This window comes from Neopararhizobium haloflavum (genome assembly GCF_002750855.1).
Classification (GTDB): domain Bacteria; phylum Pseudomonadota; class Alphaproteobacteria; order Rhizobiales; family Rhizobiaceae; genus Georhizobium; species Georhizobium haloflavum.
The window spans coordinates 121,888-134,754 of the sequence record NZ_NWUC01000004.1 but is presented as its reverse complement, the minus strand read 5'-3'; the positions used below and the strand labels follow the sequence as shown (position 1 = coordinate 134,754).

General features: G+C 62.9%; 12 protein-coding genes. 11 read left to right on the top strand and 1 reads right to left on the bottom strand.

Features of this window, described 5'->3' with window-relative positions; translation table 11 throughout:
- The first annotated feature begins 96 nt into the window (after window positions 1–96).
- The 11 genes from glyA to CN673_RS10600 all read left to right on the top strand — a co-directional run bounded on the left by glyA (window position 97) and on the right by CN673_RS10600 (window position 12,171).
- Window positions 97–1,416, top strand: a complete 1,320-nt coding sequence (glyA, locus tag CN673_RS10650; protein ID WP_099866258.1) for a serine hydroxymethyltransferase — start codon at window positions 97–99, stop codon at window positions 1,414–1,416.
- A gap of 7 nt (window positions 1,417–1,423) precedes the next feature.
- Window positions 1,424–1,909, top strand: coding sequence for a transcriptional regulator NrdR (gene nrdR, locus CN673_RS10645; RefSeq protein WP_099866257.1), 486 nt, complete (start codon window positions 1,424–1,426; stop codon window positions 1,907–1,909).
- Entirely contained in the window at window positions 1,902–3,014 is a 1,113-nt protein-coding gene (gene ribD / locus CN673_RS10640; RefSeq protein ID WP_370853033.1) for a bifunctional diaminohydroxyphosphoribosylaminopyrimidine deaminase/5-amino-6-(5-phosphoribosylamino)uracil reductase RibD, read from the top strand. The genes nrdR and ribD overlap by 8 nt, the downstream gene beginning before the upstream one ends.
- Entirely contained in the window at window positions 3,014–3,625 is a 612-nt protein-coding gene (locus CN673_RS10635; RefSeq protein ID WP_099866256.1) for a riboflavin synthase, read from the top strand. Before ribD ends, CN673_RS10635 begins: the two co-directional genes overlap by 1 nt.
- A gap of 114 nt (window positions 3,626–3,739) precedes the next feature.
- On the top strand, window positions 3,740–4,198 hold the full coding sequence (ribH, locus tag CN673_RS10630; RefSeq protein WP_099866255.1) for a 6,7-dimethyl-8-ribityllumazine synthase: 459 nt from the start codon (window positions 3,740–3,742) through the stop codon (window positions 4,196–4,198).
- A complete protein-coding gene (gene nusB / locus CN673_RS10625; RefSeq protein ID WP_099866254.1) occupies window positions 4,195–4,737 on the top strand; it encodes a transcription antitermination factor NusB in 543 nt (180 codons plus the stop codon). The genes ribH and nusB overlap by 4 nt, the downstream gene beginning before the upstream one ends.
- Window positions 4,734–5,990: an MFS transporter gene (locus CN673_RS10620; RefSeq protein ID WP_099866253.1), complete on the top strand. Its 1,257-nt coding sequence runs from the start codon at window positions 4,734–4,736 to the stop codon at window positions 5,988–5,990. Before nusB ends, CN673_RS10620 begins: the two co-directional genes overlap by 4 nt.
- Before the next feature lie 110 nt (window positions 5,991–6,100).
- Window positions 6,101–6,937 carry an N-formylglutamate amidohydrolase gene (locus tag CN673_RS10615; protein WP_245409855.1) on the top strand — a complete coding sequence of 279 codons (837 nt, stop codon included), beginning with the start codon at window positions 6,101–6,103 and terminating at the stop codon, window positions 6,935–6,937.
- Window positions 6,934–8,829, top strand: a complete 1,896-nt coding sequence (locus CN673_RS10610) for a flavohemoglobin expression-modulating QEGLA motif protein (RefSeq protein WP_099866251.1) — start codon at window positions 6,934–6,936, stop codon at window positions 8,827–8,829. The genes CN673_RS10615 and CN673_RS10610 overlap by 4 nt, the downstream gene beginning before the upstream one ends.
- Entirely contained in the window at window positions 8,829–9,872 is a 1,044-nt protein-coding gene (locus CN673_RS10605) for a glutathione synthetase (RefSeq protein ID WP_099866250.1), read from the top strand. The genes CN673_RS10610 and CN673_RS10605 overlap by 1 nt, the downstream gene beginning before the upstream one ends.
- A 160-nt stretch (window positions 9,873–10,032) precedes the next feature.
- Window positions 10,033–12,171: a sodium-translocating pyrophosphatase gene (locus CN673_RS10600; protein ID WP_099866249.1), complete on the top strand. Its 2,139-nt coding sequence runs from the start codon at window positions 10,033–10,035 to the stop codon at window positions 12,169–12,171.
- A gap of 76 nt (window positions 12,172–12,247) precedes the next feature.
- On the opposite strand, the gene CN673_RS10595 is transcribed toward CN673_RS10600, so the two are convergent.
- Complete coding sequence (locus tag CN673_RS10595; RefSeq protein WP_099866248.1) at window positions 12,248–12,760, bottom strand: outer membrane protein assembly factor BamE; 513 nt, start codon at window positions 12,758–12,760, stop codon at window positions 12,248–12,250.
- Window positions 12,761–12,867: the final 107 nt, after the last annotated feature.

The following is a 12,867-nucleotide window of genomic DNA, read 5'->3' as shown; positions in this document are numbered from 1 at the left end:
CCCTCGCGACGCATGGCAGATGGCGAACCGGTTATTGCCCTTGAGGATACTCGGCGCTAAGACGGCGCCACGCCAAATCGAAAAAGGACTGAGCCCATGTCCAACGCTTCTTCGGCTTCGGCCACGCGTTTCTCCGATGCATTCTTCAATCGTCCTCTCTCGGAAGCCGACCCCGAGATCTTCGGCGCCATCACCAAGGAACTTGGGCGCCAGCGCCACGAGATCGAGTTGATCGCATCCGAAAACATCGTCTCGCGTGCCGTTCTGGACGCGCAGGGCTCGGTCATGACGAACAAATATGCCGAGGGATACCCCGGCAAGCGTTATTATGGCGGTTGCCAGTTCGTCGACGTGGCCGAACAGCTGGCCATCGACCGTGCGAAGGAACTCTTCGGCGCAGGCTTCGCAAACGTTCAGCCGAACTCCGGCAGCCAGATGAACCAGGCGGTCTTCCTTGCGTTGCTGAAACCGGGTGACACCTTCATGGGGCTCGATCTGAATTCCGGTGGGCACCTCACCCACGGCTCGCCCGTCAACATGTCCGGCAAGTGGTTCAATGTCGTCTCCTACGGCGTGAGGGAAGACGACAATCTGCTCGACATGGACGAGGTCGAGCGGCTCGCCCACGAGCACAAGCCGAAGCTCATTCTGGCCGGCGGCACGGCCTATTCGCGCGTGTGGGACTGGAAGCGGTTCCGTGAGATCGCAGATGCGGTGGGCGCCTGGCTGATGGTCGATATGGCCCACATTGCCGGTCTTGTCGCCGGAGGCGTGCACCCTTCGCCGGTGCCCCATGCCCATGTCGTGACGTCGACGACGCACAAGTCCTTGCGCGGCCCACGCGGCGGCCTGATCCTGACCAACGACGAGGACGTTGCCAAGAAGATCAACTCGGCCGTCTTTCCAGGCCTGCAGGGCGGTCCGCTCATGCATGTCATCGCCGCCAAGGCCGTTGCCTTCGGCGAGGCGCTGACGCCGGGCTTCAAGGATTATGCCGCCAATGTCGCCGCCAATGCCAAGGTTCTGGCCAAGACGCTGGTCGACAATGGTCTCGACATCGTCTCGGGCGGAACGGACAACCATCTGATGCTGGTCGATCTGCGCAAGAAGAACGCGACCGGCAAGCGCGCCGAGGCCGGTCTCGGCCGTGCCTTTATCACCTGCAACAAGAACGGCATTCCGTTCGACCCCGAAAAGCCCTTCGTGACATCCGGCATCCGCCTCGGCACGCCGGCAGGAACGACGCGCGGTTTTGGTGCCGCCGAGTTCCGGGAAATCGGCGAATTGATCGTGGAAGTCCTGGACGGCCTCAAGGTTGCCAATTCCGATGAGGGCAACGCCCAGGTCGAACAGGCGGTGAAGGAAAAGGTCGTCGCCCTCACGGACCGCTTCCCGCTCTACCCGCATCTCGGTTAGTTGCAGGATGCGCTGCCCCTACTGTTCGTCGGAAGACAGCCAGGTCAAGGATTCGCGTCCCGCCGAGGATGGTACCGCCATCCGTCGGCGGCGCGTCTGTCCCAATTGCGGCGGACGATTCACCACATTCGAGCGAGTGCAACTGCGCGAACTGACGGTCCTCAAGAAGACCGGACGGCGGGTGCCCTTCGACCGCGACAAGCTCATGCGCTCGTTCGAGATCGCGCTGCGCAAACGGCCTGTCGACCGGGAACGGATCGAGCGGGCCGTCTCCGGCATCGTTCGCCGGCTCGAAAGTTCGGGCGAGCAGGACGTGCCCTCGGAACAGATCGGTCTGATGGTCATCGAGGCGCTGAAGGCCCTCGATGACGTGGCTTTCGTGCGCTACGCCTCGGTCTACCGCGATTTCAGCGGCGCCGAGGACTTCGAAAAGGTCATCGCTGAGTTGAGCGCTCAGATAAACGGCGATGCCGGGCATGAGCGAAATGGCTGACGACAGCAAGGCGGGCGATGTGGATCGCCGCTTCATGGCAGCCGCGATCCGATTTTCGCTGCGCCACAGCGGGCTGACCGGATCGAATCCTTCCGTCGCGACGCTGATTGTCCGCGACGATGGCGCCGGACCGCACATCGTCGGACGCGGGATAACGGCGCGTGGCGGTCGGCCGCATGCCGAGGCGGAAGCGCTTGGCGAGGCGGGTGAGCGGGCGAGGGGGGCGACCGCCTATGTCACGCTGGAGCCCTGCGCCCACCATGGCCGCACGCCACCGTGCGCCGAAGCGCTTGCCCGTTCCGGCATCCGGCGTCTGGTCGCGGCCACCATGGACCCGGACCACCGTGTTATGGGCAAGGGATTTGCCATCCTCGAGGCCGCCGGTGTTGAGACGGTATCTGGCGTTTTGTCCCGCCAATCCGAGCACGCCCTGGCCGGCTATCTCATGCAAAGGACGAGAAGTCGCCCGCATGTCACGCTGAAGCTTGCAATTTCTGCCGACGCCAAAATTGGTCGACGAGGCGCGGGGCAGATCGCCATCACCGCTGATATCGCACGTCGCCAGTCGCATCTCCTGCGCAGCGAGAGCGATGCCATCCTCATCGGCATCGGCACCGCATTGGAAGACGATCCCGAATTGACCTGCAGGCTTCCCGGCCTCGAGGAGCGTTCGCCGATGCGCATCGTGCTTGACGACGAGATACGCCTTGCGCGGACGTCACGTCTGGTCCGATCGAGCCGGCAGGTGCCGCTGCTTGTTGCGACCACGGCAGACCGGGCGGCGCAGAAGACGCTGCGGGAGGACGGTGTCGAATTCATCGCCTGCGCGCAGCACAACGGCCGCATCGCGTTGCCGGAACTTCTGGACGACCTGAGCGCGCGAGGGATAGCGACGCTTCTCGTGGAGGGAGGAGGCGCAATTGCTGCCGCTTTCCTGCGTGACGATCTCGTCGACAGGATCGCTCTGTTTACCGGTTCAGGCTCGATTGGCGCGGAAGGCATCGACGCGCCCTTCACGGCGTCCTCCCCTCTGCATGGCTTCCGCTGCGTCCGAAGCGCGCGCTACGGGCCGGACGATTTCATCGAACTGGAGAGGCAGCGCTGATGTTCACGGGTATCGTTACGGACGTTGGCGCGGTCTCGGCCATCACCCCGGTCGCCGGCGGCGTTCGCATTCGCATGGCGACGAGCTACGATACCGATACCATCGACATCGGAGCGTCAATTGCGTGTGGCGGCCCTTGTCTGACGGTGACGGCCCTTCCCGACAACGGGCCGAACGAAGCCTGGTTCGAGGTCGAGGCCTGGGAAGAGGCGCTACGCCTGACCACGATCGGCACATGGCGAGCGGGCACACGGGTCAATCTCGAACGATCGCTTAAAATCGGTGACGAACTGGGTGGGCACCTCGTTTCCGGTCACGTCGATGCCACCGCCACGATCATTTCCGTCACGGGCGAGGGAGAGGCGGCCCGCTTTCTCATTGAGGCGCCAGACAGTCTTGCTCCCTTCATCGCCCGAAAGGGATCCATCTCGCTGGATGGCACGTCGCTGACGGTCAATGGTGTCGAAGGCTCGCGGTTCGACGTGCTCCTCATCCGGCACTCGCTTGAAGCTACCACATGGGGTGAGCGCCGAACTGGTGATCGGGTCAATCTTGAGATTGACCAAATGGCTCGCTATGCCGCGCGCCTTGCCGAATTTGCGCCACGATAAAGCGCGGATCGGCCCGGTCGGGCGCGAAACTGCTTGCCATCGGCGTATCGGCGTGGTTTGTCCCGCGCCACACCCCAGAGCCGCCCGTCGTCCCCCGGAAAGGACCGTATCGTCATGGCGAAAACGTCAAGAACGCATGTGTTGGTCGTCGAAGCACGTTTTTATGATGATTTGTCCGATGCGCTTCTGGCGGGCGCCAAGGCAGCGCTGGACAAGGCAGGCGCCAGCTATGATGTCGTCACCGTGCCGGGTGCTCTCGAAATTCCGGCGACGATCGCCATGGCGCTCGATGCTGAAGACGAAGGCGGGGAGCGATACGACGGCTACGTCGCTCTTGGCACCGTCATCCGCGGCGAGACCTACCATTTCGAGATCGTCGCCAACGAGTCGTGCCGGGCGCTGACCGACCTTGCGGTCAGCGAATCGCTTGCGATCGGCAACGGCATCCTGACGGTCGAGAACGAAGCGCAGGCATGGGCGCGCGCGCGCCAGGATGACAAGGACAAAGGAGGCTTTGCGGCGCGTGCCGCTCTCACCATGATCGCCATGAAGAACAGGCTGAACGACAAGTGAGCACAGACGAAACGCACAGCGGCGGGGAAGCGCCGAGAGAGCCCGAGGTCAAGCCGGCGAACCAGCGCGGTGCCGCACGGCTCGCTGCCGTTCAGGCGCTCTATCAGATGGACGTCGGCGGCACGGGCTTGACCGAGGTCGTGGCCGAATACGAGACCCATCGCCTTGGCCGGGAGATCGATGGCGAAACCTACCGTCAGGCTGATGCGGCCTGGTTCCGCTCGATCGTTTCCGGCGTCGTCGCCGGTCAGCGCCGTCTCGACCCGATCATAGCGTCTGCATTGACCATGGACTGGCCGCTCTCGCGCCTTGATTCCACGCTGCGGGCCATCCTGCGCGCCGGCACGCTGGAATTGTCGGAGCGCAAGGACGTGCCAATCGCCGTGATCGTCACCGAGTACGTCGATATTGCCCGCGCCTTCTATGAGGGCGAGGAACCGAAAATCGTCAACGCCGTACTCGATCGTCTCGCGCGGCGCTATCGTCCCGAAACGAGGCCCGCCAGCGGCCGGATCAAGAAGTCCGGCCGCGACGAATGACGGATGCCGCGGCCAACGTCGAGACCGGCGACCGGCTGCGGACCGGCAGCGTCGGGCGATCGCTAGCCAAGCGCAACGCGCTTGTCCTGTGTGCCGCGCAGGCCGTCGTCGGCGCGGCCGCCCCGATCAGCATATCGATGGGCGGGCTGGCCGGCGATTATCTCCTGAGCACAGACAAGTCCCTGGCGACGGCGCCTGTCACCGGTTTCAACGTGGGGTTGGCGATCGGCGCCCTTGGCGCCGCCTGGATCATGCGCGGCGTCGGCCGCCGGCTGGGATTCATGAGCGGCGCTGCCGTCACTGGCATCGGCGGAGGGCTGGCTGCGCTGGCACTCTTCATGCATGAATTCTGGTTCTTCGCCTTCGGTCTGCTCATCGTCGGGATCGGCGGGGCATTCGTTCAGCAATATCGCTTTGCCGCTGCCGATGGCGCGCCGCCATCCTTCAAGCCCAAGGCCATCTCCTGGGTGCTGGCCGGCGGCGTCTTTGCCGCGATCATCGGGCCGCAAACGGTGATCTTCACCCGACAGGCTTTCCCGACCGTGCCCTTTGCCGGTGTCTATGTCGCCCTGATCGCGCTCGGCCTCATCGGAATGATCATCCTTTCCTTCCTAAGGATTCCGGAAGCTGTCGCGGGCGATGCGTCCGACGAGGCGGAAAGCCCGGCACGACCACTTGTCGAGATCGTATCCCAGCGTCGCTTCCTCACGGCTCTGACATGCAGTGTCGGCTCCTACACGCTCATGACGTTCCTGATGACCGGCGCGCCTCTCGCCATGGTCGCCTGCGGCTTCTCGCCGGACCTCGCGACGCTCGGCATCCAATGGCACGTGATGGCGATGTTCGCGCCGAGCTTCTTCACGGGGCGGTTGATCGTGCGCTTCGGACAGACGGCGGTCGTATCGACGGGTCTGGTTATCCTCATCATCTGCGCCGCCGTCGCCTATGCCGGCATCGAGCTATGGAACTTCTGGCTTTCGCTGATACTTCTCGGTCTTGGCTGGAACTTCGGCTTCATCGGTTCGACGGCAATGGTGACTGCGACCTACAGGCCGTCGGAAAAGAACAAGGTGCAGGGCTTCCACGACACGGTCCTTTTCTCGCTTGTGGCGCTCGCGTCGCTGGCATCCGGCGTGGTCCTCAATGTGTGGGGCTGGGAGAGTCTCGCTTTCCTCGTCTGGCCGGTCGCCGGTGCCTGCCTCCTGGTTCTGGCATTGCAGGTTGCCGCGGATAAACGCCTTCACGGGCAGTGATTGTTCACAATCCGTGACGTTCGATCGCGGAACTGTCGACTCTCGTCCTCCGTTTCCAAGGCGCCCAATGCAGCCGCTAGATGCTGCAAGGCGCAAGCGAGGACAGCGAATTGACCATACACGTAGCAAACGACCCCGGCGATGACGTCGGACTACCGCATGAAGCGGGAGATTGGTGGACCATCCATACCGGCGAAGCGCCCGTTATCGCGACCGCCATCCACAATGGGCATGCGGTCCGCCCGGAGGTCGCCGACGATTTGGCGCTTGGCGAGCAGGACCGCCTTCGCGAAGAGGATCCCTTCACAGAGTACACTACGCGCGATGTCCCCAATCGGATCATCTGCCACCATTCCAGGTTCGAGTTCGACCTGAACAGGGCGCGCGACGAGGCGATCTATGTGCGCCCCGAGCAATCATGGGGCCTCAAGGTCTGGAAGGAGCAGCCGTCGGCTTCCGAAGTCGAGGCGTCGCTGTCATCCTACGATGAATATTACGCCATGTTGCGCTTCACTCTGGAGCGGATGCAGCGCCGTCACGGCCACTTCGTCCTGCTCGACATTCACAGCTACAATCATCGCCGCGATGGACCCGACGCGCCGCCGAGGGACGAAGTCGAAGCCCCGGAAATCAACATCGGCACGTTCTCCATGGATCGGGCGCGCTGGGCAGGCGTCGTCGATCCCTTCATCGAGCACTTGCGGTCGTCTCGCCTGGCCGGACGCGCGCCCGATGTCCGGGAAAACGTGGCGTTCCAGGGCAAGGGAGAGCAGACGCGATTCGTGCACACCAACTTTCCGACCACGGGCTGCGCCATCGCCATCGAATTCAAGAAAATGTTCATGGACGAATGGACGGGGCAGCCGGACCGGGTCGTTCTCGATGATCTGCGCCAGATGATCCGCACGTCGCTGCCGGTGCTGGAGCAAGCTTTGGGTTCGCAATGAGTGCGCGACCTGATGATGGCCGGCCGGCCCGCGTGGACGAAGCTTGGCGCGATGCGTTGGAAGAAGGGTTGAAGTCCGGCAAGCCAGTCCGCCTGGAACTTGAGGACGGCGGCCGCGTCCATGTCGATCGGCCCGTACCCTTCGTGTGTGTCCATGTGATGGGTGAGCACGCGGCGGACGCGGCCCGCCAGATCGCCATGGCAAACGCATCCTATGTCGTTGCCGGCAGCATCGAGCGAGCGGCGGAGGTAATCGACGTAATCGGCGGTGCCATGGCCGAGCGGTTCGGAGCCTTCATTGTCCTCAGCGTAGACGAATTGGGTCAAGACGCGCTCCTGACCGACGACGCGCCATATCTGCCTCCCTTCGAGATCATCCTTTCAGCGCCTCGGGCACCCGCCGCCCAGGCCGCGGCCGATGCCTTCGAGAGCGCGGCCGAGGCGGTCAAGGCGAAGTTCCGCTCGCCACGCATCGAACGCTGCGCGAGCGAGGAGGGGAAAGGTGGTCAGTCGCTCAGTTCCCTGACGCGCTTCGTCTGTCTCTCCGTAAGCTTCGCGCCGATCTACCGGACCCCCGGCGACGGTGGCATCTATCCGGCCCTTCGTGAGCGGGTCGTGGCGAACATCTACGACGCTGGCCTCAAGGCGATCGCCGCATTCATCGAACAGGCATCGCATCTGAAGCTGACCACCCATCGCGCGCTCGGACGCCAGGTGTTTGTCGACGCGGTACGCAGTGCCGACCGCAGCATCGACGAGATCGCGTCGATGTTTGATTTTCTCCTCGCGGCGACACCGATCAATTCCGCTGCGGCCTGGCAGGAGTTTCAGTCGGGAGGATATCAGCGTGAGCCACGGTTGCTCTATCGACCGCTCACGATCCGCATCGACGAAGCGAAGAGGCGGCTCTTCTCCATCCCGTTCGATCATTTCGAGGACCCGGTCCTTCATGCTCTCTATCGCGAGAAACAGCAGGAGTTGGACCTGCAGCTGACCATGCTTGCCGCGCGCGACACGCCGCGGTTTCGCGAGGTCGGACGGGCGCTTTACGGTTCGGTTCGCTCCAGCTTGCAACGCGCTGCCCACGCAATTCTACGCGAAACGGAGGCGCAGGCCGGTGGAACGAGCGAGCCGGTGGATCACGTCGATTGCCACCATGTCGCAAGCGCAGCAGCGAAGATGATCGAGCGTTACAACGCGGCCTGCCCAGGTTTCGACGCGACGATCGAACTCCGCGACGATCTGCCGGCCGGGCTCATGGTGTCGGGCAGGCGTCTCCTGATTGCACGCGATACGATGCTGTTGCGCAACCGCGTCGAGGCCCTTCTCAGTCACGAGATCGGCGTGCATCTCCTGACCTATTTCAACGGCTCATCGCAGGGTCTCTGGATCTTTCGAAGCGGGCTGGCCGGTTATGAGGGTGTTCAGGAAGGGCTTGCCGTTTTTGCCGAGTATCTCGTCGGCGGGATGACTGTCCGGCGGTTGCGTCTTGTGGCGGCGAGGGTCGTTGCCTGCGCGGCGATGCTCGATGGCGCGGCCTTTCAGGAGGTCTACGACCTTCTAGTCAAGGAGCATGGCTTCTCCGCCCGCGACGCCTTCGGCATCTGCGTCCGCGTCCATCGCTCCGGAGGGCTTGCAAAGGACGCGATCTATCTGCGTGGCCTTTATCAGGTGCTGGATCACCTGCGAGCCGGTGGCGCGCTCGAGCCTTTCTGGATGGGCAAGATCGCGGCATCGCATTTTCACATCATGCAGGAGCTTGGCGAACGCGGCCTTCTCAAGGCGCCCGTCCTCACACCGCTCTTTCTCAATCATTCACAGGCCGAAGCGCGTCTTCAGCGTGCGCGGGACGGACTGTCACCGGTCGACATGGCCGCAACCGAGGACTTCTGATGCGCATTGTTTTTTTTATCAATTCGATCGAGGGCGAAGCCCCGCACTTCACCACGACGGTGCTGGCATTGGCAGCACTCAATCGCGGCCACGAGATATACTACGTCACGCCCGGCGATTTCGTCCTGCGCCCGGATGATTCGTTGATGGTGCGGGCCGTCAGTCTGCCGCGTGCCAAATACAAGAAGCCGGAGACCCTGCACAAGGACCTTCACGGCGATGGTACCAAGATCGAGACCATCGACGTCGCCGATCTCGACGTTCTCTTTTTGCGCAACGATCCGTCGGATGACGCTTACGAAAGGCCGTGGGCAGCGCATGTCGGCGCCATGTTCGGGCGACTGGCCAGCGAACGCGGCGTGCTTGTCGTCAACGATCCGGACGGGCTCGCTCTCGCCCAGAACAAGCTCTACTTCCAGGGCTTTCCGGAGCGCGTACGGCCCGAAACCCTGATCTCCAAGAGCATCGACGAGATCAAGTCATTCATCGAGAACCAGCCCAAGGGCGTTATCGTCAAGCCGCTTCAGGGTTCGGGCGGGAAGAATGTCTTCAAGGTCGACACTCCGACCGATGCCAACCTCAACCAGATATTCGAGGCGGTGAGCGGCGAAGGCTATCTGATCGCCCAGGGATACATTCCCGAGGCCAAGTCGGGCGATGTCCGCCTGTTCGTCATGAACGGCAAGCCGCTGGAGCTTGGTGGCAAGTTTGCCGCGCTCCGCCGCGTGCCGGCAAAGGGCGAAGTGCGTTCCAACATCCACGTCCAGGGCACGGCCGAGAAGGTCAAGGTGACGGACACCATGCTGGAGGTTGCCGAACTGGTGCGCCCCAAACTGATCCAGGACGGTATGTTCCTCGTCGGGCTCGATATCGTCGGCGACAAGATCCTCGAGATCAATGTCTATACGCCCGGCGGCTTGTGGAGCATGAGCCAGATGTACGAGGCCGATTTTCCGGGCGCGGTGATCGAGGCACTTGAGCGCAAGCGAGAGGTTCATGCCGCCAATCGGACGATCTCCAACAGAGCGCTTGCGACGCTCTGAACCCCTCCTCCTGAGTGCATTGACTACTTGACGGCCCTCATGCGGTGCAGCAATCATCGCGCCCAATGCGGCAGAGCGTCGCGCTTAGCGGCGCGCTGCGGCATGGTCATCGGCCGGTATTGGGGGATCAAGTCCGGTCCAATCAGGAGGAATTCAGCGAATGACAATTCTTATCGCCGTCATCGCCTGCGGGCTGCTGTCGGTTGCATATGCCATCTGGGCGACGCAATCGGTGCTGGCAGCTGACCAGGGCAATGAGCGCATGCAGGAGATTGCGGGCGCTATTCGAGAAGGCGCGCAGGCCTATCTCACCCGCCAATACACTACGATTGCGATCGTCGGCGCGGTCGTCTTCGCGATCACATGGTGGCTGTTGGGAGGAACCGCAGCCTTCGGCTTCCTGATTGGTGCCGTACTGTCCGGACTGGCAGGGTTCATCGGCATGCACGTCTCGGTCCGCGCCAATGTGCGCACCGCGCAGGCGGCATCGCACAGCCTTTCGGCCGGTCTCGACATCGCGTTCAAGTCCGGTGCGATCACCGGCATGCTGGTCGCCGGTCTCGCTCTGCTGGGCGTTTCCGTCTACTACGCAATTCTCACCGGTGGACTGGGATATGAATCATCCGATCGCGTGGTGATCGATGCCCTCGTTGCCCTTGGCTTCGGTGCATCCCTGATCTCGATCTTCGCCCGTCTCGGCGGCGGCATCTTCACCAAGGGGGCCGACGTGGGCGGCGATCTCGTCGGCAAGGTCGAGGCCGGCATTCCTGAGGATGATCCGCGCAACCCCGCGACGATTGCCGACAATGTCGGCGACAATGTCGGTGACTGTGCCGGCATGGCAGCCGACCTCTTCGAAACCTATGCGGTGACGGTGGTGGCCACCATGGTTCTCGGTGCCATCTTCTTCGCCGGAACGGACATGCTCGAGGCCGTGATGCTCTATCCGCTGGCGATTGGCGGAGCCTGCATCATAACGTCGATCGTCGGCACCTTCTTCGTTCGTCTCGGATCCAATGGCTCGATCATGGGAGCCCTCTACAAGGGTCTGATAGTGACCGGCCTGCTTTCCATCATCGGCCTCGGCGCCGCGACGTCGCTGACTGTCGGGTGGGGCGATATCGGCGAAGTCGACGGCATGGCGATTTCCGGGACGAATCTCTTTATCTGCGGGATCCTCGGTCTCGTCGTCACCGGCCTCATCGTCTGGATCACGGAGTACTATACCGGCACCAACAAGCGTCCGGTCAATTCCATCTCGCAGGCCTCGGTGACCGGCCACGGCACCAACGTGATCCAGGGGCTTGCCGTTTCGCTGGAATCGACGGCGCTTCCCGCCATCGTCATCGTCGGCGGCATCCTGTCGACGTTCCAGCTCGGCGGACTGTTCGGCATCGGGATCGCTGTCACGGCGATGCTCGGCATTGCCGGCATGATCGTCGCGCTCGATGCGTTCGGCCCGGTGACGGACAACGCCGGCGGCATTGCCGAGATGGCGGGTCTGCCGTCCGAAGTCCGTCGTTCCACCGACGCGCTCGATGCGGTCGGCAACACGACGAAGGCCGTGACGAAGGGCTATGCTATCGGCTCCGCCGGTCTCGGCGCGCTGGTGCTTTTTGCAGCCTATTCCAACGACCTCGAATACTTCATGGCGAATGCGCAGACCTACCCGTACTTCCAGGGCATGGAGGACATCTCGTTCTCCCTTTCCAACCCGTACGTCGTTGCCGGTCTGATCTTTGGCGGTCTCATCCCGTATCTCTTCGGTGGCATCGCGATGACCGCCGTCGGACGGGCGGCAGGCTCGATCGTCGAAGAGGTTCGCCGACAGTTCCGTGATGATCCGGGCATCATGGCCGGCACATCCAAGCCGAACTACGCGCGCGCGGTTGACCTTCTGACCAAGGCGGCGATCAAGGAGATGATCGTTCCCTCGCTTCTGCCCGTGCTGGCGCCGCTCGTCGTCTACTTCGGCGTGCTGCTGATTTCCGGCTCGCGTGCATCTGCCTTCGCCGCGCTCGGTGCGTCGCTGCTCGGCGTCATCGTCAATGGTCTCTTCGTGGCCATTTCCATGACGTCAGGCGGAGGCGCCTGGGACAACGCCAAGAAATCCTTCGAGGATGGGTTCATCGACAAGGACGGGGTCAAGCACGTCAAGGGATCGGAGGCGCACAAGGCGTCCGTCACCGGTGACACGGTCGGCGATCCTTATAAGGACACGGCAGGCCCTGCGGTGAATCCGGCCATCAAGATCACCAACATCGTGGCGCTGCTTCTGTTGGCTGTTCTGGCGCACTGACGGCGAACCCATCGCCAAGAAAAAACCCCGCGGATTTGAGTATCCGCGGGGTTTTTTGCGTCTCTGTCGGTCCGGCTCAGTAGGGATTGCCGTCCGTATTGGGGCCGAACGGGTTGGGAATCTGACCCTCTCCAGGTCCGGCCAGCAACTGTCCAAGGAACGTGAGGTCGCGTCCGCCGGTCGGCGTCGTGCGCGAAATCAGGTCGAAAACGCGCCCGTCCTGCAGCGTATAGTTCGCAATCTGTGAAACGGTGCCTTCCTCGTTGAAATAGACGGCAAGGACGCGTTGGTCCACGAGCTGCGGCTTCATGAAGGCCATGCTGCGCGTGCGCGTCTGCGAGATGTAGTAGAACACCTCGTCATTGTCGAAGGTGGCGGTCGTCGAGGGCGTTCCTAGCGACAAAAGCACCTGTTCGCGGCTCGACCCGACCGGCGTCAGCGCCAGTGCGTCCTCGTCGAGCACATAACCCTGCTGCAGAACCTCCGTGGTGGAGCATCCGGCCAGCATGCCACCCGACATGATCACGGCGACCGTGCCTGCGCTGAGCAGGGTGCGGCCGGACTTGAAATACCGTCGCTTCAACGACATCTCCCTCAAATGGCTGGCCTGGCGGCCTTTCCGGTGCGGGCCCGAAGCGCAAAGGCGCTGCCCCTCGACGTTGCTTTTCGCGCCTGCTTCGGTAAACCAGCCGCGAT

Excerpts from the sequence above, each read along its gene's own strand:
- CN673_RS10600 (WP_099866249.1), top strand. The coding sequence starts at position 10,033 with ATGACAATTCTTATCGCCGTCATCGCCTGCGGGCTGCTGTCGGTTGCA.
- ribD (WP_370853033.1), top strand. The coding sequence starts at position 1,902 with ATGGCTGACGACAGCAAGGCGGGCGATGTGGATCGCCGCTTCATGGCA.
- CN673_RS10605 (WP_099866250.1), top strand. The coding sequence starts at position 8,829 with ATGCGCATTGTTTTTTTTATCAATTCGATCGAGGGCGAAGCCCCGCAC.
- CN673_RS10620 (WP_099866253.1), top strand. The coding sequence starts at position 4,734 with ATGACGGATGCCGCGGCCAACGTCGAGACCGGCGACCGGCTGCGGACC.
- CN673_RS10635 (WP_099866256.1), top strand. The coding sequence starts at position 3,014 with ATGTTCACGGGTATCGTTACGGACGTTGGCGCGGTCTCGGCCATCACC.
- nrdR (WP_099866257.1), top strand. The coding sequence starts at position 1,424 with ATGCGCTGCCCCTACTGTTCGTCGGAAGACAGCCAGGTCAAGGATTCG.
- CN673_RS10595 (WP_099866248.1), bottom strand. The coding sequence starts at position 12,760 with ATGTCGTTGAAGCGACGGTATTTCAAGTCCGGCCGCACCCTGCTCAGC.
- ribH (WP_099866255.1), top strand. The coding sequence starts at position 3,740 with ATGGCGAAAACGTCAAGAACGCATGTGTTGGTCGTCGAAGCACGTTTT.
- glyA (WP_099866258.1), top strand. The coding sequence starts at position 97 with ATGTCCAACGCTTCTTCGGCTTCGGCCACGCGTTTCTCCGATGCATTC.
- CN673_RS10610 (WP_099866251.1), top strand. The coding sequence starts at position 6,934 with ATGAGTGCGCGACCTGATGATGGCCGGCCGGCCCGCGTGGACGAAGCT.